Genomic DNA, 23,893 nt, shown 5'->3' with positions numbered 1-23,893 from the left:
CGTCTCTCGGAAATCCCTCGGGGCGGCATGTAGGAAGCAAAGGTTCAAGGGGATTAACACCTCCTTGAGAGGTTGGCGCCATATCCCGACCAGACAGGGAGGGCAGGAAAGGCCGCCATGACCAAATCGAAAAGAAACCCGATCCGCCGCGGTGCCCGCCGTAAGCTCAGCCCGACGGCCAAATTCATCACCGACGAAGAGCAGGCGGCCATCGGTGCCTGGCTGAAGACCAACGAGGTGGAAGTCCTCGAGCCGGTTGACCCGACCGCAGCGCCCACGGACGACGAAGGTGCGCCTGAGGAGGAAGTGGAAGAGGAGGAGGAGTGACCTCGTCTACTTGCCGAAGGTCATCACCTCGCTGATGTCGGCGTCCCTGCAGATCCGGTAAGCGACCCGTAGGGCAGGGATGTCCATGGTCGCGATGTTCTTTTCAGTAAGGCCCTCTTCCTCGGCCTTGTGCGCCAGGTAGCGGTAGGCCCTGGCCTTGGCGGTGTTCATCACCTTGTGACGGTCATCTGGATTGCCCGCCCATTCGAGGATGTCCGGTGCTTCCTGCCAGAGGCGGTCGAACTGCTCCGAGGTGAGCTTCCTGGCCCGCCGGGTCTCGGCATCGGCCACATCAGCGGCGAAGCTCCCCCCCACATTCGCGGGAATGACCGTCTTGCAGGCCTCCGCTTCCTCGCGGTTCGAGCAGAGAAAGAACCACGGGGATTTCGGATTGCCGCAAGCGAAGAACTTCTTCTTGAGCTCGAGACGGCCTGTGCAATCGGGGCACTTCCGGCCGGGGCGGAACCACTTGTCGCCGGCCGATCCGCGAACTCTGAGATTGCCGGTCGTGGTGTCGAGAACGAGTTTCGATGCCTCGAGTTCTTCCAGGGTGTCCGCCTCCTTGCCAGGCTTCGAATGCCCATCCAGGAACGCGCTGTTTGCCCCTTCGAGAAGCTCGCCGGCCTCCCATTCCGCGAATGCCTTGTTGCCGCCAGGCACGGAGAAGTGGACGTACTTCTTTGTCTTCTTCGCCATGATCGCCTCCAGGGACGGTGAAAGTCGCACAAATGACCATACGCGGCAAGGTTTAATCCCCGGAAAACCGCCCTCGAGTATGGCAAAGGAATGACACGCTTTTCTTCATGCATCCTGTCCGCAGCCCTGGTGCTGCACGCGGGACCGGGCGCATTGGCTCAGGTCAATGACGCCCCTGAATCCGAGGTCGCCGCTCCAGCTGGGGGCGGGGACTTCGACAATGTCGAGCAGATTGGACCCAGGGAGTGGATTTTCAGAGTTTCCATCCCCGGCGAAGGCATGGCGGCCGCGCGGCTGCAAGCGCTGAACTCCAGTGTCGCCCATGTCGCGGGCCTGCTGGGCGCCGGCGACGGGGCTCCCCAGGAGGAGTACCTCGAGAAGCTCCTGATCATCGATGAGGCCATGGAGGATGCCGGCTATTCTGCGATGATCCGCGTCCTCAGTTCGAAAGACGACCCGAAGTTCGCGACCCAGCAGCGCAGGGATACCGAGTTCGAAAGCAACACCGTGGCCGAAGAAGATCGCCCCGAATGGGTTCTCATCGTTCCTTCGGACGTGGCCGCAGATGGGAGCTGGGACATCTCTCAGCGCAACTCGACGTGGGCGTCGAAGTAGAAGATCCCGTTCCGCGTTGGTGTAACCCAGTTCGTGCCGGCGACCTTTGACGCCGATGACCGGTCCGTGAGCGAGAAGGCCGAAAGCTTCGACGAGATGTCCGAGCACCTGGCGGAACGGTACAATGCCGAGCACATCCTCTACGCGACCCGCTCCGAAAGCGGGGAGGTCCTCCTGTCGTACTGGTCAGTCGAGGGGTCGTGGATGGGCACCCTCAGCGCAGGCGACGGAATCGATACCTCGAACTATACGAACCAGCGAGCCGCGGTGCTCGATGGCTTCTGGTCGACATACCAGAATGTCCACGCATCCAGCTCGGCCGGAAACTCCGAAAATGCCGGCCTGACGCGCTACCGCCTGGTGGGTAGGCCCTCCGGAGCGGTCGGCACATGAAGGGCTTCCTGCAGGTCATCAAGGACGGGTCTCAAAGTGACGCCAGCGTGCGGAGCCGCATGGAAGGGGTGCCTGGTCTCGCGCTTTCTCGGGTCGAGGACCACGGATCGAGCATTCTGATGCAGTTCACCTACCGTGCTGGGGACCTTCTCGCTCTGGAGAACGCCCTGGCGGCCCACTACTTCACTTCCGACCTCTTCTGAAGCGGGTGGCATCTCCCTCACATGGAGGGGGATGCGTTCGCCTCTTCCGAAAGCTTGAGCGTGCGCTCGTAGCGTTTCGGGCAGACATCGATGCCCCGGGCCTTTGGCTCGAAGTCGGCGCCATTCTCCGAGACCTCGAGCACGAAGTTCGTGATCGGTGTCTGACCGTCTTGGCTGATGCCGGCTTCTCCCTTCAGTCGGTAGAGCGTTCCGTCGACTTGCGGAAGATCGAACCCCGGGATCGACGGCCCGACCACGCCTTCGGCGCCGATGGTGAGCTTGTTGACGAACCCGAACGCTAGCACGGCCTTCCGTGCGCGCTGCTCCATGACGCTGGCTTCATTTGTCCGTTCCACGGGATCAGATCCTCATTTGATTGTCCTCTCCAGATTGGACGCCGAGCCGCAAGGGACAAAGGCCGTCATTCGAACCGCAACCGCTCGACAGGCAGGCCCGCATGTCGGCACGCGGCGAGGAGGGCGCTCTCACAGTGCATTCCCACGTGACGGCGCTGTAGAGATGTCCCTCCCACGACGCTCAGTACGCCTCCGGACATTTCACCGGCCTCGAGCCTGGAGAGCCACGCATCATAGAAGCCGATGCCCTTGGTCTTGGCGATGAGAAGGCACGCCGCTTTGAACCGTGCCGGCTGGTCGACAGTCCCGGGGACCGCGGCCCCTGCGAGCAAGCAGCGGACGGTTGCCGCGACCTCATGGTCGACATGTTCCGCCCTGGCGAGATAGCCGTCCAGGTCCGTATCCGGCGCCGGCCGCGTAGTCGCCGGTCCGTCGGCACCGCGCTTGCGGGCAGGGGACCCCGCACCAAGGGCCGCTGCTGCGGCGACGAGCCCACGCTGCCGGTCAGCTTCGAACCACTCCAGGACTGCAGCGTCCCAGTCAGCGTACTGGTAGCCCTTCGCAGCGACCTTGCCGCGGAAGCGGGCCACGAACCTCTCTGCAGCCTTCGGCCCGACGGTCGCCGCCATTGAGTCCACGGTGGCGGACCTGGGCATCCAATCATCGATCCCGATTTCAGAGAGAGTTTGATTTTTAGTTTGAGTCTTGTTCGTGTCGACGATGGTGACACCCCCTGTCACGGGCGTGACAGCCGAAAAATCAGAATGTTTTTCAGAGTCTTCTCCGTGTGGCTCGGCCGGCGCGTCGGGCTCGAACCGGATGCGGTAGATGCAGCTCGAGGTGCCCTGATCGGAGCGCAAACGGCTGACCTTCTCGATGAGACCGATCTCTGCAAGCTCGCGGATGATCTTGTTCACCCAGGCGCGCGAGGCGCCGAGCATCTTCCCGAGCGTGCCCTGGGCGGGGAAGCACGTCTTCGTTTCGTTATCCGCGTAGCTTGCCAACGCGACGAGCACAGCCAGGCGGGCTGCGTTCATCTCGGCATGCGAAAGCCACCAACGCGGAGCCCCAATGAAGGGCTGCGTCGTACCTGTAGACATGACTGCTCCTGCGCCGGAATCTCATGTTCCGGTCGTTTGGTCTTGTGTCGATGTCCGAAGGTGCATATGCTCAGGGTTGGAATGGGAGCATGACCTTCGGGTTTGCTTCAAAGGGTGATCAGAGTTGGAGCTCTGGTCACCCTTTATTCATTTCAGGCTGTCCATCGCCCCCTCCTTAATTGTGACTGCTTCACTCAAAGCCTCGAGATCCTCTTCGTCCATCGAGGGCATCCATTCCGGGATGTCGCTCAGCGGGACATCCAGGAAGTCCGTTTGGACGCCGCCTCGAACAAAGACAAACCACTGCTTTTTAGCGAGAACGCGATCCGCCCAGGTGCACGACTTGTCAGGCTTGGCTTCGGAGTAAGGATAGATGGCATGCCGGGGCAACAAAGTAGGTGCCTTGCCGCCATCTCCAAGAATTTGACGCTTTAGGTTCTTCTTAAACGTCTTGGTCTCGGTTTCGGCTCCTGTCAGCTCCATCAGGTCGAGCATGCGGATGCGGAACATTTCGCGATCAGTATCCGTCCGGACAACTTCGTAGATGCGCTGCATCAACTGGCTTTCGAGATCGAAGTATGCCTTGTCATACTCGATGATCTGGCTGCCACGGCTGACGGCATTCACGAGCCAATCGCACGGTTGGATCGTGAATGAAGTCATGCATTGCTTCGGCTTTCCCGCGATCATCCGGGTCGTGTAGGCAACGTTGTACTTCGAGATCCAGTTGAAGCCGCCGAAGCCGCCGTTCCCCTCGATGTCGACCCCGGCGTAGACCCATGTGTGAGCCAGCCGATCTATGGTTCTCCGAACTTGCTTGTAGACACGTCCAGATGATCGGATGCCGAGCTTCTTGTGGTACTCGGAGGAGGTAACCTTCACAGTCCGAAAGTCTTCTCCCCGCGCCTTCATTTCGGCCATCTTAGTCAGGAGGAACATCAAAAACGGCTTGTCGTTCTGGGTCGCCGGGCCATACTTGGAGCGCCCCTCGACCCGCAGGGAAACATGGGCGTTGCCATGGGGAACGGTCGTCAGGAAGTCGACTTCCTTCTCGGAGAGCGCGAAAAACTTATGAACCATGAGTATGGGGTTGTTGCCCACATCCAGGTCTTGGTTCGGATTATCCGTTGCCGCATCTGCGCCGAAGAGACTCATCGTCATCTGAGCAGGAAGACTGTTCGCCTGAGGCTTCGCTCCGCCCCGCCCCTTGCTTTGGGGTTGGTTCTGCTCGCTCAACATCTGCCTGCCCGTTTTTGTCAGCGTTCTACTGGTTGTGGTCAATTTCCCATGTGCGTCCAAACCACGCAAACGCTTTCGCGCGGCGCTCAGGGAACCTTGGGAATTTTTTCCGCGGCGTTCAGGGAACCTTAGAGCACGTCCGCGGCGCTCAGGGAACCTTGGCCGAGTAAGAAGCTTTGCCACTCGGAATCCTCTTTCATTTGCGGCACCTGGGGAGCCTTAGGCTTAGCAGACTGATAATAAACGAAAATTCGTACGCCGGGCGGCCGACCGATAAGAGGACTCCGAATCGGCTCCGAGCCTTCTGATTTTGTTCAGCGCTCGGTGCACAACAATGGACGTTCGCTGCATCTCACTACCCTAGCTCGAGATCACGCCAACCGAAGGCGGCGCAAGCTCCTCGGAGCTACACTCACATGGAACTTGTTCCGAGGGGTTCTCTCACTACCCAAGTAATTGGGGTAGTTCGTAAAAATTGTCCATCGCTGCCCCAGATTGGCTCCGCCGCCCGGCCGCCTCCGGCGCCATACGTCCCCTCGTTCAAACGCCAAAGTTCCCTGAGCGCCGCGAACTCTAAGGTTCCGCCGACGCCGCAAGTGCGGCTTTGATGCCCCTAAAGTTCCCTGAGCGCCGCGGCGTCGGGACGTTCAAGGTTCCGCCGACGCCGCAAGTGCGGCTCTGATGCCCCTAAAGTTCCCTGAGGGCCGCGGCGTCGGGACGTTCAAGGTTCCGCCGACGCCGCAAGTGCGGCTTTGATGCCCCTAAAGTTCCCTGAGCGCCGTGGCGCCGGGGCGTTCAAGGTTCCGCCGACGCCGCAAGTGCGGCTTTGACCCCTCTAAAGTTCCCTGAGCGCCGCGGGGCAAAGGGTTTCTAAGGTTTCAGCTACGCCGCACGGGCCCCCAACGCTACCAAGGTTCCCTGAGCGTCGCGGGCGCAGGGTTCCTAAGGTTCCACCAGCGCCGCAAAAGCGGCCAAACGGCACTGAGGTTCTGCTAACGCCGGGGGCGCGAGGGTCTCTAGGTTCCAGCTGTGCCGCGATGGCGACTTCGATATCTCCAAACCCGCCAGAGGACACCTACCCAAGCGGTTCTAAGGTTCCATCGCCGCCGCGGCGCCCGCTCGTACGGCTCCAAGGTTCCCCAAGCGCCGCGGCCCCAGGTCACTAAAGTTCCTTCAGGGCCCCCAAACCCGACTTGGGAGCGCTAAGGTTCCCAGCGTGCCGCGGGCGCAGGGTTCCTAAGGTTCACCCAACTTCGCGCGTGGCACCTTGCCCAAGGTTCCCCCAACTTCGCGGATGACCCCTCAAGTACGCACTGACAGAGCACGGATCGCCAACTCGCGGCGCGTGGGGAACTTTGGCTCCCTCATTTCGCCTGGACGCCGTTCGAGATGACCCGTCAGGTACGCAGACCCCTACGAGGGGGCCACCGTGCGGCCGTGACGGAACCTTAGGCACACGTATTCCGGAACCGGAAGTATGTCATCCGACCAAAAGACACCTCTTTTGACCCGTCAGGACGGGTGCATTGGGTAAGGTATCGCCGGGCAACACCTCACCTGGGAGGGACTAAGTCCCCCTGATTGACTGTAAGGAGCGGCAACTACCGCCTTGCCGGGGTGATGGCCCAAACCCGGGGGTGAAATAAAGTGATCCGTTTTCCCCGTAAGCGGGAACTGAGACGAAAATGCCACGCGCTTGCGTGCCAGAGGGGTCATTTCACGGTGACCGGGGAACCTTGGCAACGGGCACCGCGTAGTAGGCGGTCCGTTTTCCTCCGTCGGCACCGGTATCCAAGGCAGAAGCAAGTTCGATGGACCATCTATGACGCGGAGAATGGACCACTAACTACGTGCTTGTCCGCAAGCGACAGTGTTCCAGTCCTCCAAGACGCCAGTTTGCGTACCTGAGGGGTTATTCCGCGACGTCTGGGGAACCTTGGCTACCGGGCACCGCGTAGTAGGCGGTCCGTTCTCCCTTTTCTAGCGCGTGACGGACCACCTACTACGCGGCTTGATCTTACAATGGACCATCCACTACGCCCGTTCGTTCGCAGCCCTTTAAGACGGGGCGGGTATTTCTCTGCAGATGACCCAAGGCGAAGACACGAAAAAAACCGCTCCTCGAGGACCTGCAGTCAAGGCTGGCCTCCGTACCTGGCGCCCCGGAACGTGAGCGGCTGCTGTCGCTGCTGCCCTCCGCGCGGAGGTTCGATCTCGACGATGGTTTCGCAACGGCGGTGGCGGATACTCTGAATTCCAGGCCCCACACAGTTGAGAGAAACCTCGATTTCCTGACCCTTCCGGCGGGGGTGTCCTGGTTCGAATGGTCGGAAGCCGCCCGGCGCACGGACATCGAGCTTCTGATGCACGACGTTGAGCACCCGGAAAGGGTGGGCGTGCTGGTCGCCTACGCCAATGATGATGTGGGCGATGTGGTCGGCACCGTGGCTTGGCGCTTCCGGGACGGTCGCGTGGACCATGCCCCGGCTTTCTTCTCATGGAGCGAAACCGCCCTGGCGGACCTCTCCGCGAAAGCTCGCCACCGGTACAGCCAGGTCCCCGCTGAATCGTGGGCAAGGATGATGTCGCTCATCTATACGCACGTCCCCGGCGGGTATGTCGAAGAGATGGAAGTCCTCAGCGATCTTCGTGAAAAGGGCCCGGATATCTCGACGATGGCGGGATCGGCCAGGCGGGAGGCATCTGCCGAGGCGCTCTTCATGTTTGCCACTCTCCTGATGCTCCAGACGGAGCGGTACTCCGTGGAAACGGGGGAGGGCGCAGAAACTCTGAAAATGATCCCAAGCCCCCCGCGTAGTTGGTGGTCCATCTCCAGGAAAGACGGTTTCTCGCGTGCGTCTCGGAAACGCGGGGACCGGCTCGTTTGGAGCGAAGTCCCCGCACCGTCCTGATTACATGCCGAGGGCCGCCACCTCGGGCACATCGTCCATCGTCGGGCGCCTGCCGGAGCCCGAGAGCGACGGCCATTCCTACCTGAAGATCCCGGTCGACAAGGACCTGTGAGAGCCCCCCAGACTTCCGAGACCCCCCGAGAACTCTGAAAGGAGCGTTGCGATGCCGATGAGCGTGAAGGACCTGGTGGCCGAGGCGAAGGCCAACATCACCTCGGTCACCCCGGAAGAGGCGCAGAAGGCGCAAGCGTCGGGCGACCTGATCCTCGATGTCCGCGAACCCGGCGAGCTGGACAGCGACGGCCGCATCGACGGGGCGCTGCACGTCCCGCGCGGCGTGCTGGAGGCCAAGGCCGATCCCGACAGCGGCGCGACCGAGGCGCGGCTCGCCGGGATCGGCGACAAGGCCAGGGTGCACGTGCTCTGCGCCTCCGGTGCCCGGGCCGCCATGGCCGCCCACACGCTGACCCGCATGGGCTACCGCGCCAGCGTGATCGAGGGCGGTCTGAAGGGCTGGACGGAGGCCGGGCTGCCGGTCTCCTGATCCGCACCGGGCAGGGGGTCCGTCATGCTGAAGCGCTATCTTCCGATCCTCGACTGGGGCCGGCGCTACAACCGCGCCTGTCTCTCCGGCGACCTGCTCGCCGCGGGGATCGTGACGATCATGCTGGTGCCGCAATCGCTGGCCTACGCGATGCTGGCGGGCCTGCCGCCCGAGGCGGGGATCTACGCCTCGATCCTGCCGATCATCCTCTACGCCGCCTTCGGCACCAGCCGCAGCCTCGCGGTGGGGCCGGTGGCGGTGCTGTCGCTGATGACCGCGGCGGCGATCGGCAAGCTCGGTGGCGCGGGCGTCGATCCGGTCACCGCGGCGCTGTCGCTGGCGCTCCTCTCTGGCGCGATGCTGCTGGCGCTCGGGCTGCTGAAGCTCGGCTTCCTCGCCAATTTCCTGTCGCACCCGGTGATCGCCGGCTTCATCGCCGCCTCCGGCATCCTGATCGCGGCCAGCCAGCTGCGTCACATCCTGGGCATCGAAGGCGGCGGGCACGACCTGATCGAGATCGGCGCGAACCTCTACGAGGGGCTGGGCGACATCCACCTCGTCACCGTCGTGATCGGCGTCGCCGCGCTGGCCTTCCTGTTCTGGGTGCGGCGCGGCCTGAAGCCGGCCCTGCGTCGGATCGGGCTCGGGGAGCGTGCCGCCGAGGCCGGCGCCAAGGCCGGGCCGATCCTCGCCGTGGTGGTGACCACGCTGGCGGTCTGGGCCCTCGACCTGGAGGCCCGGGGCGTGGCCATCGTCGGCGCCGTGCCGGGCCAGCTGCCGCCCCTGACCCTGCCGGATCTCTCGCCCGCCACCTTGGGCGCGCTGGCCCTGCCGGCCTTCCTGATCTCGATCATCGGCTTCGTCGAGTCGATCTCGGTGGCGCAGACGCTGGCCGCCAAGAAGCGCCAGCGCATCGACCCCGACCAGGAGCTGATCGGCCTCGGCACCGCCAATCTCGGCGCCGCCTTCACCGGGGGCTTCCCGGTCACCGGCGGCTTCGCCCGCTCGGTGGTCAACCACGATGCCGGGGCCGAAACCCAGGCGGCGGGCGCCTTCACCGCGCTGGGGCTGGCGCTGGCGGCTTTGTTCCTCACGCCGCTGCTCTATTTCCTGCCCACCGCCACGCTGGCGGCGACCATCATCGTCGCGGTGCTGAGCCTCGTCGACCTCACGGTGCTGCGCCATGCCTGGCGGATCTCGCGCACCGATTTCGCCGCGGTCAGCCTCACCATCCTGCTCACCCTCCTGATCGGCGTCGAGGCCGGGGTGGCCGCCGGCGTCGCGACCTCGATCCTTTTGCATCTCTACAAGACCTCGCGGCCGCATATCGCGGTGGTGGGCCGGGTGCCCGGCACCGAGCATTTCCGCAACGTGCTGCGCCACCGGGTCGAGACCCAGCCCCACATGCTGATGCTGCGGATGGACGAAAGCCTCTACTTCCCCAATGCCCGGTTCCTCGAGGACCGGCTGTCCGAATACATCGCCGACCGGCCCGAGCTCCGCGAAGTGGTGCTGCAATTCTCCGCGGTCAACGAGATCGACCTCTCGGCGCTGCATTCGCTGGAGGCGATCAATGCGCGGCTCCACGAGGCCGGCATCCGCCTGCATCTGAGCGAGGTGAAGGGCCCGGTGATGGACCGCCTGCGCCGCAGCCATTTCCTCGACGCGCTCACCGGGCGGGTCTTCCTGTCGCAGCAGGAGGCCTGGGACGCGCTGCGCAACGGCGGCCGGGTGGACGTCTCGACCCCGACCGTGGGACCGCATGCCGACCTCGATGCCGGGGCGGCCCCGGACGATGCACCGAATGCGCGCCGGAGCGGCGGCGCCTGATCACCACTTGCCATCAGAAAGGAGACTTAGATGACACTCCGCTTCGAACAGATCCTCGCCGACGGGGTGGCGGAATGCTCCTACCTGGTCGGAGACGATTCCGCCCATGTCTGCGCCATCATCGACCCGCGGCCCGATGTCGACATCTACATCGACCTCGCCCGGCGTTACGGGATGGCGATCACCCATGTCTTCGAGACCCATATCCACGCCGATTTCCTCTCCGGCGCGCGCGAACTGGTGGCCCGGCTCGGCGGCCGTCCCAAGCTCTCTGTCAGTGTCGAGGGCGGCGCGGAATACGGCTTCGACCACATCCCGGTCCGCGATGGCGACGAATACCACTTCGGCGGCATTCGAATGCGCGCCGTCTTCACCCCCGGCCACACCCCCGAGCACGTCTCCTACATGCTCTATGACGGCGATACGGAGACCCCCTGGGGCGTCCTGTCGGGCGACGCGTTCTTCGTGGATTCGGTAGGCCGGCCGGACCTTCTCGGCGAGGACGAGACCGAGGAACTGGCGGAGAAGCTCTTCCACACCGTGCGCGACGTCTTCATGGCGCTCGACGACGACGTCATCATCTATCCCTGCCACGGTGCCGGTTCGGCCTGCGGCCCGGATATCGGCGACCGCATGTCTTCCACGATCGGCTACGAGCGGCGCTTCAACCCGTATGCCGGGATCACCGATCTGGAGGAGTTCAAGGAGGCGATCCTCGGCGATGCGCCGCCGGTGCCGACGCATTACCCGCGGATGAAGAAGGTCAACGCCGCCGGTCCCGAGATCCAGGGCAACCTGCCGCGGATCCCGCCGATGCCGGTCGAGGACTTCGCCGAATGCGCCGAGACCGGCGCGCAGATCCTCGACACCCGCGACATGATGGCCTTCGGCGCCGGCCACGTCGCGGGCAGCCTCAATATCGGCGCGCGACCGGAGCTCTCGGTCTGGGCCGGCTGGCTGCTTGATCCGGAGAAGCCGATCTACATCGTCGCCGAGGACGACCGCGAGATCGATGGCATCCTGCGGCTGCTCTGGCGCACCGGCTTCACGAGGTTCGGCGGCTACCTCGCCGGCGGCATGGAGGCCTGGCGCGAGGCGGGCCGCAGTTTCGCGCAGATCCCCCAGATCTCGGTGCACGACCTGGCCCGGTCCGACAGCGTCACCCCGCTCGACGTGCGCAAGCCCGACGAATGGGAGGAGGGCCATGCCCCGGGCGCGGTCCATGCCTTCCTGGGAGAGCTCAGCGACAAGATGGGCGAGTTCGACAAGGACAGGACCTACGCCACCTATTGCGCCAGCGGCTTTCGCGCCAGCATCGCCTCCAGCATCCTGCTGCGGAACGGCTTCCGGAACCTGCGCAACGTCCCCGGCAGCTGGAAGGCCTGGACCGCCGCGGATCTGCCGGTGGAGGGCGGCGGCGAGTAAGGCATCATGCAGCGCGCCCCGACCTCCGCCACCCGCCTCCTGCGCGCCTCCGCGTCCCGGGGCGCGCATTCGCCCGACGTCTGGGGGATATTCGAGTGGGAGACCGGGTCGGTGCAATATGTCTGCGCCGACCCGGCGACGCGAAAAGCCGCGGTGATCGACCCGATCCTCGACTACGATCCGAGCGCGTCGCGGACCTCCGAGGAAAGCCTGGAGGCGTTGCGGGATCTTCTCCATGCGGAAAGTCTGGACGTCGCATGGATCCTGGAAACCCACATCCATGCCGATCACATCAGCAACGGCAATCGGCTCAGGCAGACGACGGCCGCGCCGCACGCCGTGGCCGAGCGCTGTCGTGAGGTCGGGGAATCGTGGGAAAGAGTCTACAACCAGCCGGGTGAAATCGACCCGCAGCAGCATTTCGATATGCTCCTGAAGGATGGCCAGATCCTCGCCGTCGGCGATCTCGACCTCACGGTGATCCTCGCCCCCGGTCACAGCCCGTCCTCCGCGGTATTCCGGTGCGGAGATGCCCTCTTTGCCGGCGATACCCTGGTGGCGGGGGAGGCCGGGACCGCGCGCGCAGACGCCCCGGGCGGATCATTGGCCGATCTCTGGAACTCCTTGCGTTCGGTATTGGCGATGCCGCCTGAGACCCGGGTCTTTGCCGGCCATGTCGTCGGATTCTCTCATTTCCATGTTCCGACCTGGGAATGGAGCGTCGCCGACCACCGGGCAATGAACCCCGATATCGCCGACGGAACGACGCGGGAGGAGTTTCTCGCCCGCCGCGCCGAGAAGGATTCCGGTATGGCATGCCCTCGGCGGAGCCTTGTCGCCATGCACTGCAACCTGCGCGGCGGTCGGATGCCGGACCCCGAGGCCGACGGACATCGTTATCTGAAGATACCTGTCGGCAAGAAGCTGTGGAATCGGCGCTCGTAAGAATTTCCCTGCGCTCGACGGTTTTTTGGAAAGAAACCTAGGAACCCCAACGGCTCGGGCACGTTTGCCCGTTGAACTCACCTTTTCCGGGTCCTCCCGTCGGGATCCCGGCCGGCGAGGAGGGCCGTATGGGTCTCACGATCGGATCGTTGATCGTCGTCAGCTTCATCGTCTCGGTGCTTGCGTTGGGCATGCTGGTCTGGGCGATCTCGCGTTCCCAGATGGGGTTCAAGGCCAGCGATTCCCTGACGATATTCGAGGCGGAAGGCGGCCGGACAAGAGAGCCCGACGACCCGTCCATTTCCGAACATCATGCAACCCCTCCGACCGGGCCCGACGGGCGCCCGACCGGAACCGGCGCCGCCTCCAGGGCGGTGCTGCTGGCATTCGTCATTGCGGTCCTGTTTCTCCTCGGCGGCTCGGTGTTCGGAATGGTCGCCTCGATCAAGTTGCATGCACCGGATTGGCTGAACGGATCGGCGCCGGGGAGCTTCGGACGGGTGCGGCCGGTCCATCTGAATGCGGTGGTCTACGGGTGGCTGTCGGTCGGCTTTATTGGAATGGCGCTTTGGCTCATTCCGGTGATCTTCGGCACCCGGCTGCGGCTGCCATGGTTTGCCATTGCCGGTATGATCCTCTGGAGTGCGGGCACCATATCGGGCGTCGTCCAGATCGGATACGGGAAGACCGAGGGCCTGGAATGGCTCGAGATTCCCTGGCAATGGGATTTCATCATGGCGGTCGGGGTGGGCCTCATCGCGGCCTCGCTGATGGTCACGGTCCTGCGTCGCAGCGTGCACCACATCTACGTCACCGGCTGGTATTACCTCGCCGCGTTTCTCTGGTTTCCCATCCTGTTCGTTGTGGCCAACGTTCCGGGTCTGCACAGCGGCGCGCAACAGGCGACGGTGAATTGGTGGTTTGCCCACAATGTGCTGGGGCTCTGGCTGACCCCCCTCGGCGTGGGCGCGGCGTATTACCTTCTGCCGCGGATCATCGGCAAGCCGGTCTATTCCTACGCAATCTCCTTGCTGGGGTTCTGGGGGCTCGCGCTGTTCTACAGCCAGGTCGGCATCCACCATCTGATCGGCGGACCGGTTCCGACCTGGGCGGTCACGCTGTCGGTGGTGCAATCGGTGATGATGTTCATTCCCGTGATCGCGGTGGCGATCAATCAGCATCCGCTCTGGATCGGAAATCTCGACGTGTTCAAGGCCTCGCTGCCGCTGCGGTTCGTGGCCCTCGGCGCACTCGCCTATACGCTGGCCTCCTTCCAGGGATCCCTGCAGGCCCTGCGGGGCTTCAACACGGTGGTGCATTTCACCCATTACACGGTCGGCCACGCGCATCACGGGGTCTACGCGTTCTCCTCCCTGATCCTGTTCGGGGGCATGTACTACGTCATACCCCGGCTGGTCGGTCGGGTCTGGCCCAGCCACCGGCTGATCGTCCTGCATTTCTGGCTCGTCGTGCTCGGCTTCACCATCTACTTCGTCGCGCTGACCATCGGGGGATGGTTGCAGGGCTCGGCGATGCTCGACGCCTCGCGGCCCTTCATGGAAAGCGTGATCGTCACCAAGCCCTATCTGGTGGCCCGGTCGGTTGGCGGCGGCATGATGACCCTGGGCCATTTCGTGTTCGCGCTGAACTTTGCTCTGATGCTGGCCGGATATTCGGCGGCCCGCGAGCGGGCACCCGCCCCGGACGCGGCCGCCCCGGCGGGTGGCGGAGGTGACGTCCGATGATGAATCGCCTCCTGCCCCTGCTGCTGCTTGCCGCTGCCATGCTGGCCTTTGCGACGGTCTTTCTCGTGCTGTTGCCGGCGGAGGAGATCCGCGCCGCGGACGCCCCCGCGGGGCTGTCGCCCTACAGCGCGGAAGAGGCGCGGGGCCGCGAGATCTATGTTAGCCTGGGATGCGTCTATTGCCATTCGCAGCAGCCCCGCACCCCCGAACAGGCGCCCGACGTGCAGCGCGGCTGGGGCCGCCCACCGACCGCCGCCGATTATGTCTACGACACGCCGCATCTCCTGGGGACGATGCGCACCGGACCCGATCTGCTGAATGTCGGGGCCCGCCTGCCGAGCCGGTCGTGGCACCTCACGCATCTTTACCAGCCTCGGCTGATCGAGCCCGCCTCCAACATGCCGTCCTTTCCCTTCCTGTTCGAGATCAAGCAGGAGGCGGGGCCGGAGGATGTGGCGGTGAGCTTGCCGCACGAGGCCCGACCCGCATCAGGGGTCGTGGTGGCTCGGCAGGAGGCGCTCGATCTGGTGGCCTATCTGCAATCGCTCGACCGGACATACCCCGCCGCGCATCAGCGCCTGCGCGACAACGGCTATGCCGATCAGGCGGAAGCGATGGCGGAGCCATGACCCGGTTCTCGAAGCGGCGGTTCAGCACCCGCGCCGATGTGAACGATCCCGAATTTACGCCCTACGAGCCGTCCCGCCGCTTTCCCTGGCCATTCCTCGCCTTCATCATCGCGGTGCTGGGCTGGGGAGGCCTCACGCTGTACCAGGATTCGCGCTGGGCCGATTCCGCCACCCTCCAGCTGCTGGCGCGCAATGTCGGAGAACGCCAGGCCGCGCCTGGCGACCGGGACGTGGCGGCGCGGGAGGGCAGCGGCGCGGCGCCGCAGGACGATGCAACCGGCCAAACGGAGACCCGGGAGAGAGCCGGGCTGGCGGGGAACGACCTGTTCGGGGATTACTGCGCCACCTGTCACCAGGCCAACGGCTCGGGCGTGCGCGGCGCGATCCCGCCCCTTGCCGGATCGCGCTACGTCGTGGCCGAGCCGGAGGTTCCGGTGACGATCGTGCTGCGCGGCATTTCCGGCCCGATCGAGGTGCGGGGAGAGGTCTATGACGGCCGGATGCCAAGCTTTGCCGCCACCTTGTCCGATGAAGAGATCGCCGCCATCCTGACCTATGCCCGCTCGGCCTGGGGGAACGCGGCCGGCGACATCACCCCGGAGCGGGTGAGGGGCATTCGCGCCGCGGCGATTGGCGACGCCGTCTCCCCCCTCGCCGGCGGGGCCGAGATCGACACGCTCTTCGCCGCCGCCGCGGGCGAGGATGCGGACCAGCGCCCGGAGGAAACGAGATGAGGACCGTTCGTGCGCTTTCCTTGGCGGTTCTGACGGGGTCGATCGCGGCCCAGGCCCAGGCCCAGGCCCACGAGACGGGGGAGCCACAGGGTCCTCCGCTCACCCGCGCGGCCGATCATTACCAGGACCAGGCCGCGGCGGCGGATCTCGCAGGTATCGCGGACCTGGTGTCTGGCGAGGACGGGGAGGAGACCGTCTGGTCCTGCGCCAGCTGCCACGGGGCGGAGGGCGAGGGCACCGGGCTGGCCCCCCGGCTTGCGGGGCTCCAGGCTGGCTATATCGCCAAGCAATTGTACGACTTTCGTCAGGGCCTGCGGCAGAACGCGAACATGGCATACGTCTCCCGGCAACTCAGCCCCGAGCAGATCCTCGGCGTCGCGGCGTTCTACGAGCGGCAATGGGCGCGGCCCTCGTCATCCCCCGATCTGGCCGGTGACCTTCAGCGCGGACGCGAGCTCGCGCAGGAAGGCGCCTGGCAGGTGGGACTTCCCGCGTGTTTCTCCTGCCACGGGCCTTCGGGGTGGGGCGCGGGTGCGGCGTTCCCGGCCATTGCGGGACAGCACGCCGCCTATCTCGCCGCGCAGATCCAGAGCTGGAAATCGGGGGCGCGCCGCAATTCGCCCATAGGCCTAATGAAGGCGGTGGCGGATCTGCTGTCGGACGAGGAAATCGCTGCGGTGGCGGATTACCTCGCAAGCCTGCCGCCGCCGCAACCCGTTGACGGCAAGCCGCTCACGCTGACGGGGAGGGAAAGCGATGGCTGACAAGAACCGGCAATCCCTGATGACGGCCCGAAATGTCGGGTATGCCGGGCTTGGGGCGCTGGTCCTGTCGCTCTTCGGAACGCTGCTCTACCGCGCCGAGGTCCTGAGCAGGGTGCTCGGCATCTACGAAGGTCCCAGCGCCATCGCCGCGGCGGAGACCGGGGCAGGGGAGGCGCGGCGCAATTTCGAGGCCGACAGGGAGGATTTGGCGGTCCGGACGAACGGGCTCGAGATGCCCAGGATCCCGGTCGGTCCGGACGGCTACTTCGCTCCGCCCGATCCCGCCGACATCCCCGACGGGCCGTTCGGTGAAGCTGTCAGGCGCGGGCGGGAGATCTTCCTGAACCCGGCCACCAACGCCGCCGAGTTTGTCGGCAACGACCTTGCCTGTGCCAATTGTCACCTCGATGCCGGCCGCAAGCCGAATGCCGCGCCGATGTGGGCGGCCGCCGTGCTCTATCCCAAGCATCGCGGCAAGAACGACAAGATCAACGACATGGAGATGCGGATCAACGGCTGTTTCACCTACTCCATGAACGCCCCGAACTCCCCGTCCGGCGGACCGCCTCCCTGGGGACACCAGGTCTATTCCGACCTCCAGAGCTACTTCTTCTGGCTGTCGACCGGCGCCCCGAACGGCGTCGTCCTGCCGGGTCAGAGCTACCCTACGCCGGACGAGCCGGAGGACGGCTATGACCGCGACCGGGGACGGGTGGTGTTCGAGGAGAATTGCAGCATTTGCCACGGCGACAACGGCGAGGGCCGCAAGGACCGGAACGGGCGTTACGTCTTCCCGCCGCTCTGGGGCCCCGGGGCCTACAATTGGGGCGCGGGGATGCACCGGGTGAACACGGCGGCGGGCTTCATCTATGCCAACATGCCGCTCGGAAAACCGTTTTCCCTGACCGCGCAGGAGGCATGGGATGTGGCGGCCTGGATCAACAGCCAGAAACGTCCCCCCGATCCGCGGCAGAAGGGCAAGATGTCGGTGGCGGAGGCGAAGGCGGAGTTCCACGCCGATGACCCGGACTATTACGGCGTGGAGATCGACGGATGGCTGCTCGGCACCGGCGTCGATCGGGACCCCCGGGGCCAGGCGGGCGCCACGGGCATCGTGGTGCCGGAACCCGCCAAGGCGGTGCCGGAGGCCGAGGAGAAGTGACGGCGCCTGGCCCCGGGCTCGACGTTTCTCTCTATGCCGGGCTCGACCGCGCGGTGTTCTCTCTCGACGGTCTCTACTGCCCAAGCTGCGCCCGGGCGGTGGAGAAGACCCTGCATTCGGTTCCGGGAGTGCGGCGGGCGCGGGTCTCGTTCGCGACGGCTTCCGCGGCGGTGGTCTGGCGGCCGGGAACGGATCTCGAGGAACTCGCCGCGCGCGTCTCGCGGCTTGGCTTCGGTATCCGGCAGAAGGCCAGCGAGCAGGACCTGATCGCGGCCATCGACGCCGAAACCCGCCGCTTCGCGATCCGCCTTGCTGTCGCGACGGTCTTCGGCGCCTGGACCATGGCCTTTGCGCTCGTGGTCTACCTCTCGCCGGATCTGGGCTTCGGGGTCGAGCGCGCTTTCGGGATCGCGTCCGGCGCGGCCTCTCTGCCGGTCCTGACGGTCTCGGGCCTGCCGATCTTCCTGGCGGGCTACAGGACCCTCCGGGCCGCCGCGCCCGGAATGGATACGCTGGTTGCCCTGGGGGTTGCCGGCTCGGTCATCGCCTCGGTCGCCTCGCTGGGCCTGGGGCATGCGGAAGTCTGGTTCGACACTGCCGTGATGCTGATCACGTTCCTGCTGCTCGCGCGGGTGGTGGAGATGCGGATGCTGCGCCGCACCCTGCACTCCATCGCGCAGATGAAGGCGCAATTGCCGGAAACCGCCCTCATCCTCGAAGCAGGGGGCACTGCCTGCGAGGTCGCCGCTGAGGAGGTCCGGGAAGGCGACGTGGTCCGGGTGCCGGCGGGCGAGCGCTGCAGCCTCGACGGGATCCTTTGCCAAGGAAGAAGTCTCTTCGACACGGCGATCCTGACCGGCGAGGCGATGCCCCGCCCCCTGCAGGAGGGCGAACGGGTCGAGGCCGGCTTCGTGAACCTGCTCGGCCTGGTGGATGTCAGGGTCACCCGGGAGGTCGGGGCTCGGCGCATCGACCTTATCGGCGCCAGCATCGATGTCATGCGTCACAACCGGCAGGAATCTGCGCGGCTCTCGGAGAGGTTGGCCGGCCAACTGGCGCCCGGCGCCGTGGCGGTTGCGCTCGCGACCTTCGGCGCGGTGATCTGGTCGGGCGGCGACGGCGAGGACGCCCTTTTCCGGGCCTTGTCGGTCCTCGTCGTCGCATGCCCCTGCGCCCTCTCCCTGGCCGCCCCCCTGAGCCATCTCGCCGGGCAATCGGCGGCGGCCAAGGACGGCATTCACATGCGCCGCCAGGACGCGACCGTCGAGCTGGCGCGCCTACGGACGCTGGTCTTCGACAAGACCGGGACGCTGACGGCAGGCCAACCCGCCGTGCGCCGGGTGGTGGCGCGGGAGGGCGTGGCGGACACCGACGTGCTGGCTTGGGCGGCAGCGGCCGAGGGCGATCTTCGCCACCCCTTGGCGGAGGCGCTCCGGCGCGTTGCACCAAAAGGTGCTCTTCCCGAGGCCTGGGCGCATGCCCGCGCCCCCGACGGCGTCTCGGCGCAGCTTCGGTATGGGCAAATTCTGGTGGGCAACCTCGGCTTCCTGGCGCGGCACGGAGTGGCCCTGGCCGCGAACCCGCCGGTTTGGGCCGGCCCGAGGGTGGAGGTTGCGTGGAACGGGCGGCATGTGGGTACCATCCTGTTCGAGGACGCCCCGCGCGCCGATGCGCGTTCGACTCTGGACGCGCTCAGGACCCAGGGCATCCGCGTCCTCATGGCGACCGGCGACAACCGCGCAGCTGCCCTCGCCACCGCCGAGGCGCTAGGCTTCGACCCCGCCGATGTCCATTCCGGGATGAGTCCGGAGGACAAGGTCGATCTCGTGACCCGATCCGTCGGCCCCGTCGGCTTCGTCGGCGACGGCGTCAACGATTGCCCCGCGCTGGCGGCCGCCGACGTCGCGATCACCGGCAGCGACGCCGCGCCCCCGGCGGTCCATTGCGCCGACATCGTGGCAGTCGGGGGAGGCCTCACATCGATCCTCACGGCGCGCGACATCGCGGAGCGGACCCGGCGCATCTTCCACCAGAACCTCGTCTTCGCGGTGCTCTACAACGCGCTGGCCCTGACGCTCGCCGTGCACGGCGCCATCCCGCCCGCAGCGGCGGCATTAGCGATGGCGGCCAGTTCTGCATCTCTCGCTCTTAATGCTTCGCGAGGGCGCAGTCAGAAAACTCCGCTTAAGCCGGGGCACGGCGGGCACCTCGCGCCGCGGGATGACCAAACGCCGCCCATTCCGCTACATCAAGACGTCCCCCGAGATCATCCGCCTCGCGGTCACGCTTCACATCCGCTTCCCGCTGTCGCTGCGAAGCGTTGCGGAGGCGCTGACAGAAAAACTTTGCTGTAGCCGGGGCAGGGCGGTCATCTAGCTTGGCGGGATGCCCAAACGCGACCCATTCAAGTACTTCAAGATCAGCCAGAGATCATCCGGTTGGCGGTTAAGCGATACGTGCGGTTCCAGCTGTCGCTTCGGAATGTCGAGGTCCTGCTGCACGAGCGCGGCATCGATGTGAGCCACGAAACCGTCCGCTACTGGTGGCGCCGTTTTGGTCCGGTATTCGCGGCCGAGATCCGGAAACGCCGGGTTGCCGGTATGCGGTCGAGCCGATGGCGGTGGCACCTTGACGAGATGTTCGTGAAGATAATCGGCGAGCTGCATTATCTTTGGCGGGCTGTGGATCACGAGGGCGAGGTCCTGGAAAGCTACGTGACCAGGCGCCGTGACAGGAAGGCCGCGTTGCACTTCCTCAGGCGAGCGATGCGTCGGCATGGCAAACCGGCGGCAATCGTGACTGACAAGCTGAGATCCTACGGCGCGGCGCTCAAAAACAATGGGGGCCGGCGCCCGCCATGAGACTGGCCGCCGGGCGAACAATCGTGCAGAGAACTCCCATTTGCCGTTCCGACGACGCGAGCGCGCGATGCTTCGGTTCAGGCGAATGCGAAGCCTTCAGATGTTCGCAGCCGTTCATGCCTCCATCTCGAACCATTGCAACTCAGAGCGCAGCCTCTCATCCCGCGCCAACTTCAAGCTGAACCGCGCCGCCGCTCTCGCCGAGTGGCGCGGACTGTGCGCGGGGTAAGCGCAGAGCTCCTTACCTAGGCGGGGACTGGTTCGCATTTCTCTGACACCACCCTGCTCGGCCATACGAAGACGGATAGCACAGTGCCCTACCTTGGCACCGAGTTCGAAGACGCGCCCGCCATTGCGGAAGCGATGGAGCTCTGAGGAGTCGGGCCGGTCGGTAGCGGCCGGCCCTTAGCCGCCGTTCGACCGGATTGCTTTCGTGATTTCCGGCTCCCTGAAGCGGTCATTCGCACCAGCGTGCAGCCTCGCGCCGGTAGTGCCCCGGGAGATGGTGTAAGAGCGCCGACCTTCGGAGAGGTCCAAGGCTGATCAGGTCGCCACGGCGGACAACCTGACGGTGGCAGTGTCGGTGACACGCGCGAGCGTTTCAAGGCTTATGTAGCGGCGCGCGACCGTCCATTCGTCATTGGTCTCGAGCATCAGCGCGCCGACGAGCCGGACGATGGCCTCGTCGTTGGGGAAGATGCCAATGACGTCGGACCTGCGCTTGATCTCGCGGTTCACCCGCTCAAGTGGGTTCGTCGACGCGATCTGGGTCCAATGCTCCCGGGGAAAATCCATGTAGGCGAGGACGTCATCGCGCGAGGCGTCCATGAGGGTGCCGAGCCGTGCCTGTTTCTCGCGCAGCGCGTTCGCAACTACCTCCCACTGGGCTTCGGCATCCGCCCTGTTTTCCTGGGCGAAGATCGTCTTCAGCATTGCCGCCACAGCCGTGCGTTGCTTAGTCGGGGCATGGGCAAGCGCGTTCCTCATCCAGTGAACGCGACAGCGCTGGTGCGTGGCGTTGAACACCCGCCGCGCAGCGGCCCGCAGGCCCTTGTGATCGTCAGCCACAACCAGCTTCACGCCGCGCAGGCCCCGGTCGGCGAGAGACCGGAGGAAGTCCGTCCAGAACGTCTCCGCCTCGGAGGGCCCGGTGGCGACACCGAGAACCTCGCGCTTGCCGTCCTCGTTGACCGCCACGGCGATTATCACGGCACACCTGACGATCCGTCCGCCCTCACGCACCTTCACGTAGGTCGCATCGAGCCAGAGGTAGGGCCAGGCTCCTTCGAGCGGTCGAGAGAGGAAGGCATTCACCCGCTCATCGATCTCGACGCAGAGGCGGCTGACCTGGCTCTTCGACATGCCGCCCGCGCCCATCGCCTTCACCAGGTCGTCCACGGAGCGGGTAGAGACGCCGTGGACGTAAGCCTCCTGGATCACCGCCACGAGCGCCTTCTCGGCCGTGCGGCGCGGCTCCAGGAAGCTGGGAAGATAGCTACCCTTCCTCAGCTTCGGGATCTCTAGCGCGATCCGTCCAGCCCGGGTGTCCCAGTCGCGGTCGCGGTAGCCGTTGCGCTGGACCTCGCGCAGGGGCGTTCGGACGCCCTTGGCGGCACCGGTTCGCTCTTCGACCTCTGCTTCCATAATCCGCTCAGCGGCGAAGGCCAGCATCGCGCGGACGAGGTCGCCATCCGCCTGCTTCTCAACCAACTCGATCAGCGCCATTCTGTCGTCGGTCATCGTCATCTCCGTATCGGTTCAAGGTCTCGCAACCCAAACCTTCACGAAGATCGACGATGGCCGCCAGCGTCACACCCGGCCGCGCGCTGCGCTACGCCGGGGGCTCCGCGCGCGGCCTCCTACACCAAGCGGTGGGACACCACCCCGAATTTGGCGTCGCCATAGCGTTTGCTGCTTCAGGACTGCTGGTGAGTAGGCTTTGGTGCTGGTCGCTTTCAAGCGTCTCATGGCACGTAACTGGTCGGCTCAGGCGACTGGATGGTCTCCAGATATCGCACCACTGCAAGAAGGTTTTCTGGAGCGCGCGAGGCCTGGCCGTTTCCGGTTTCGAATTTGACAAGCCTTCCTTCCCGGAACGCGCGGATGACCGGCATGTCCTCGCGTGGGTTGGTGCGTTTCGCATAGCCGTCGACGATGCTCATGACTTCGAGCATCGGCCAGACTCCGTTGCGGCGTTCAGCGATGCGCGTCAGGTCAGGCGGCAAAGTAGCCAATCCCGACGCAGCATGCCCATCGCCTTTGGCGCGCGGTCCATGGCAGGCGGCGCAGTGCTCCGCGTAAAGCATGCGGCCGGCTGTCGGCCCCTCGCGAACGCATCCGGCCGCGATGAGCAGCGCGATCACGGCGAATGATAACTTCATGGCGTTCGGTCCCTTCTTGGCTCGGGTCAGCCTAAAGTGGACGGCGACGCCAACACCTTGATCAAGATCAAGCCGAGGCCTGTCGCCATCCCCAAGATCGGGGGAACGTCAAACGAGCCCTCGGTCAGTCTTCGTCGGAGGCGCCGCGCACCGCGGCATTGGTGCCTTTCGCGACGAGCTTGCCCGCGCCCACTGCGCCCTTAACCACGGTGCGGGTTGCGAACAGCGAGGCATCGACGGTGTTGTCCACGGCCTTCTCGGCGGTGCAGGCGGTCAGTGCCACAACAGCGGTGGCGCAGAGGGTGGTCAGAGCTTTCCGCGAAATGATCATTCGAATCTCCTCGGTTCGAACGGCGCGATGGCCACTGTGCTGTGAGGATGCGGCGCGATCGATATGTCTGCGCGTTGCATCCCGGCGTCCGAGAAGGGTAGCCAACGTGGACACATGCGAAAAACGAATAAGATTCGGTCCTGTCACGAGTATCGCTTATACCTGTGGCATGGACACGACCTTGGTGAAGACCTTCCTTGAAGTTGCCGCAACCGGCTCCTTCGTGTCCGCGTCCGACCGCCTCTACGTCACGCAATCGGCAGTTTCGCTGCGCATCCAACGCCTCGAACAGGCGCTCGGCAAGCGGCTCTTCGAACGGTCCAAGGCGGGCGCGGAACTGACCCATGCCGGACGCGAGTTCGAGAAATACGCGCTTTCGCTCCTAAAAGTCTGGGAAGAGGCGCGTCAACAGGTCGGCATCCCCGAGGGCTTCCAGAAGAGCATGACGATCGGTGCCCAGTTCTCGCTGTGGCCTCGACTCGGGTTCCGCTGGGTCGACGGGCTTCGGGCCAACATGCCCGAGCTCAGCCTGCGGCTCGAACTCGGGATGCCCGAACGGCTGATGCGCTTCCTGATCGAGGGCAGCATGCAGGCCGGGCTCATGTATACGCCGCAACTGCGCCCTGGCTTGACCGCCGAGAAGGTCATGGAGGACGAATTGGTGCTGGCGGCGTCCTGGCCCGATCCGACCCTCGATCTGG

General features: G+C 65.2%; 23 protein-coding genes and 1 pseudogene. 17 read left to right on the top strand and 7 right to left on the bottom strand.

Features of this window, described 5'->3' with window-relative positions; translation table 11 throughout:
* Nucleotides 1-117: 117 nt before the first annotated feature.
* Nucleotides 118-327, top strand: coding sequence for a hypothetical protein (locus ACXYMW_RS15705; protein WP_459036274.1), 210 nt, complete (start codon nucleotides 118-120; stop codon nucleotides 325-327).
* Between the two features lie 6 nt (nucleotides 328-333).
* Here the strand turns inward: ACXYMW_RS15705 and ACXYMW_RS15700 are convergent, their stop codons facing one another.
* Entirely contained in the window at nucleotides 334-1,023 is a 690-nt protein-coding gene (locus tag ACXYMW_RS15700) for a hypothetical protein (RefSeq protein ID WP_459036273.1), read from the bottom strand.
* Between the two features lie 90 nt (nucleotides 1,024-1,113).
* Here ACXYMW_RS15700 and ACXYMW_RS15695 point away from each other — a divergent pair, with 90 nt between their 5' ends.
* The 3 genes from ACXYMW_RS15695 to ACXYMW_RS15685 all read left to right on the top strand — a co-directional run bounded on the left by ACXYMW_RS15695 (nucleotide 1,114) and on the right by ACXYMW_RS15685 (nucleotide 2,234).
* On the top strand, nucleotides 1,114-1,638 hold the full coding sequence (locus ACXYMW_RS15695) for a hypothetical protein (protein ID WP_459036272.1): 525 nt from the start codon (nucleotides 1,114-1,116) through the stop codon (nucleotides 1,636-1,638).
* A 66-nt stretch (nucleotides 1,639-1,704) separates the two neighbouring features.
* A complete protein-coding gene (locus ACXYMW_RS15690; protein WP_459036271.1) occupies nucleotides 1,705-2,031 on the top strand; it encodes a hypothetical protein in 327 nt (108 codons plus the stop codon).
* Complete coding sequence (locus ACXYMW_RS15685) at nucleotides 2,028-2,234, top strand: hypothetical protein (protein ID WP_459036270.1); 207 nt, start codon at nucleotides 2,028-2,030, stop codon at nucleotides 2,232-2,234. Before ACXYMW_RS15690 ends, ACXYMW_RS15685 begins: the two co-directional genes overlap by 4 nt.
* A 17-nt stretch (nucleotides 2,235-2,251) precedes the next feature.
* Here ACXYMW_RS15685 and ACXYMW_RS15680 read toward each other — a convergent pair whose 3' ends face one another.
* From ACXYMW_RS15680 to ACXYMW_RS15670, 3 genes are all read right to left on the bottom strand, one after another.
* A complete protein-coding gene (locus ACXYMW_RS15680) occupies nucleotides 2,252-2,590 on the bottom strand; it encodes a hypothetical protein (RefSeq protein ID WP_459036269.1) in 339 nt (112 codons plus the stop codon).
* Between the two features lie 65 nt (nucleotides 2,591-2,655).
* Complete coding sequence (locus ACXYMW_RS15675) at nucleotides 2,656-3,627, bottom strand: helix-turn-helix domain-containing protein (RefSeq protein WP_459036268.1); 972 nt, start codon at nucleotides 3,625-3,627, stop codon at nucleotides 2,656-2,658.
* A gap of 210 nt (nucleotides 3,628-3,837) precedes the next feature.
* Complete coding sequence (locus ACXYMW_RS15670) at nucleotides 3,838-4,929, bottom strand: replication initiator protein A (protein ID WP_459036267.1); 1,092 nt, start codon at nucleotides 4,927-4,929, stop codon at nucleotides 3,838-3,840.
* 2,237 nt (nucleotides 4,930-7,166) lie between these two features.
* Here ACXYMW_RS15670 and ACXYMW_RS15665 point away from each other — a divergent pair.
* The 12 genes and pseudogenes from ACXYMW_RS15665 to ACXYMW_RS15610 all read left to right on the top strand — a co-directional run bounded on the left by ACXYMW_RS15665 (nucleotide 7,167) and on the right by ACXYMW_RS15610 (nucleotide 20,709).
* A complete protein-coding gene (locus tag ACXYMW_RS15665) occupies nucleotides 7,167-7,841 on the top strand; it encodes a hypothetical protein (protein ID WP_459036266.1) in 675 nt (224 codons plus the stop codon).
* A 163-nt stretch (nucleotides 7,842-8,004) separates the two neighbouring features.
* Nucleotides 8,005-8,385 carry a rhodanese-like domain-containing protein gene (locus ACXYMW_RS15660; protein ID WP_459036265.1) on the top strand — a complete coding sequence of 127 codons (381 nt, stop codon included), beginning with the start codon at nucleotides 8,005-8,007 and terminating at the stop codon, nucleotides 8,383-8,385.
* A 24-nt stretch (nucleotides 8,386-8,409) separates the two neighbouring features.
* Nucleotides 8,410-10,215, top strand: coding sequence for a SulP family inorganic anion transporter (locus tag ACXYMW_RS15655; protein ID WP_459036264.1), 1,806 nt, complete (start codon nucleotides 8,410-8,412; stop codon nucleotides 10,213-10,215).
* Between the two features lie 30 nt (nucleotides 10,216-10,245).
* Complete coding sequence (locus tag ACXYMW_RS15650; protein ID WP_459036263.1) at nucleotides 10,246-11,640, top strand: MBL fold metallo-hydrolase; 1,395 nt, start codon at nucleotides 10,246-10,248, stop codon at nucleotides 11,638-11,640.
* 6 nt (nucleotides 11,641-11,646) lie between these two features.
* A complete protein-coding gene (locus ACXYMW_RS15645; RefSeq protein WP_459036262.1) occupies nucleotides 11,647-12,585 on the top strand; it encodes an MBL fold metallo-hydrolase in 939 nt (312 codons plus the stop codon).
* 128 nt (nucleotides 12,586-12,713) lie between these two features.
* Nucleotides 12,714-14,330, top strand: coding sequence for a cbb3-type cytochrome c oxidase subunit I (locus ACXYMW_RS15640; protein WP_459036261.1), 1,617 nt, complete (start codon nucleotides 12,714-12,716; stop codon nucleotides 14,328-14,330).
* Complete coding sequence (locus ACXYMW_RS15635) at nucleotides 14,327-14,959, top strand: cbb3-type cytochrome c oxidase subunit II (protein ID WP_459036260.1); 633 nt, start codon at nucleotides 14,327-14,329, stop codon at nucleotides 14,957-14,959. Before ACXYMW_RS15640 ends, ACXYMW_RS15635 begins: the two co-directional genes overlap by 4 nt.
* Nucleotides 14,956-15,693 (top strand): c-type cytochrome, encoded by a 738-nt coding sequence (locus ACXYMW_RS15630; protein WP_459036259.1) that lies wholly within the window; start codon nucleotides 14,956-14,958, stop codon nucleotides 15,691-15,693. The genes ACXYMW_RS15635 and ACXYMW_RS15630 overlap by 4 nt, the downstream gene beginning before the upstream one ends.
* Entirely contained in the window at nucleotides 15,690-16,457 is a 768-nt protein-coding gene (locus tag ACXYMW_RS15625) for a c-type cytochrome (protein ID WP_459036258.1), read from the top strand. The genes ACXYMW_RS15630 and ACXYMW_RS15625 overlap by 4 nt, the downstream gene beginning before the upstream one ends.
* A complete protein-coding gene (locus ACXYMW_RS15620; RefSeq protein ID WP_459036257.1) occupies nucleotides 16,450-17,619 on the top strand; it encodes a c-type cytochrome in 1,170 nt (389 codons plus the stop codon). Before ACXYMW_RS15625 ends, ACXYMW_RS15620 begins: the two co-directional genes overlap by 8 nt.
* A complete protein-coding gene (locus tag ACXYMW_RS15615; RefSeq protein ID WP_459036256.1) occupies nucleotides 17,511-19,973 on the top strand; it encodes a heavy metal translocating P-type ATPase in 2,463 nt (820 codons plus the stop codon). Before ACXYMW_RS15620 ends, ACXYMW_RS15615 begins: the two co-directional genes overlap by 109 nt.
* A 31-nt stretch (nucleotides 19,974-20,004) precedes the next feature.
* A pseudogene (locus tag ACXYMW_RS15610) lies at nucleotides 20,005-20,709 on the top strand (IS6 family transposase).
* Between the two features lie 314 nt (nucleotides 20,710-21,023).
* On the opposite strand, the gene ACXYMW_RS15605 reads toward ACXYMW_RS15610, so the two are convergent.
* The 3 genes from ACXYMW_RS15605 to ACXYMW_RS15595 form a co-directional block, all read right to left on the bottom strand.
* Complete coding sequence (locus ACXYMW_RS15605; RefSeq protein ID WP_459036255.1) at nucleotides 21,024-22,220, bottom strand: IS256 family transposase; 1,197 nt, start codon at nucleotides 22,218-22,220, stop codon at nucleotides 21,024-21,026.
* Nucleotides 22,221-22,444: 224 nt separating this feature from the next.
* Nucleotides 22,445-22,861 (bottom strand): c-type cytochrome, encoded by a 417-nt coding sequence (locus tag ACXYMW_RS15600; RefSeq protein WP_459036254.1) that lies wholly within the window; start codon nucleotides 22,859-22,861, stop codon nucleotides 22,445-22,447.
* A gap of 124 nt (nucleotides 22,862-22,985) precedes the next feature.
* Nucleotides 22,986-23,192 carry a hypothetical protein gene (locus ACXYMW_RS15595; RefSeq protein ID WP_459036253.1) on the bottom strand — a complete coding sequence of 69 codons (207 nt, stop codon included), beginning with the start codon at nucleotides 23,190-23,192 and terminating at the stop codon, nucleotides 22,986-22,988.
* A 169-nt stretch (nucleotides 23,193-23,361) separates the two neighbouring features.
* Here ACXYMW_RS15595 and ACXYMW_RS15590 point away from each other — a divergent pair.
* On the top strand, nucleotides 23,362-23,893 hold a 532-nt coding region (locus tag ACXYMW_RS15590), incomplete at its 3' end, for a LysR family transcriptional regulator (RefSeq protein ID WP_459036252.1).

The organism is Roseivivax sp. CAU 1761 (assembly GCF_054482755.1).
The sequence above is the reverse complement of the archived record's forward strand: the minus strand, read 5'-3'. Positions and strand labels throughout refer to the sequence as shown.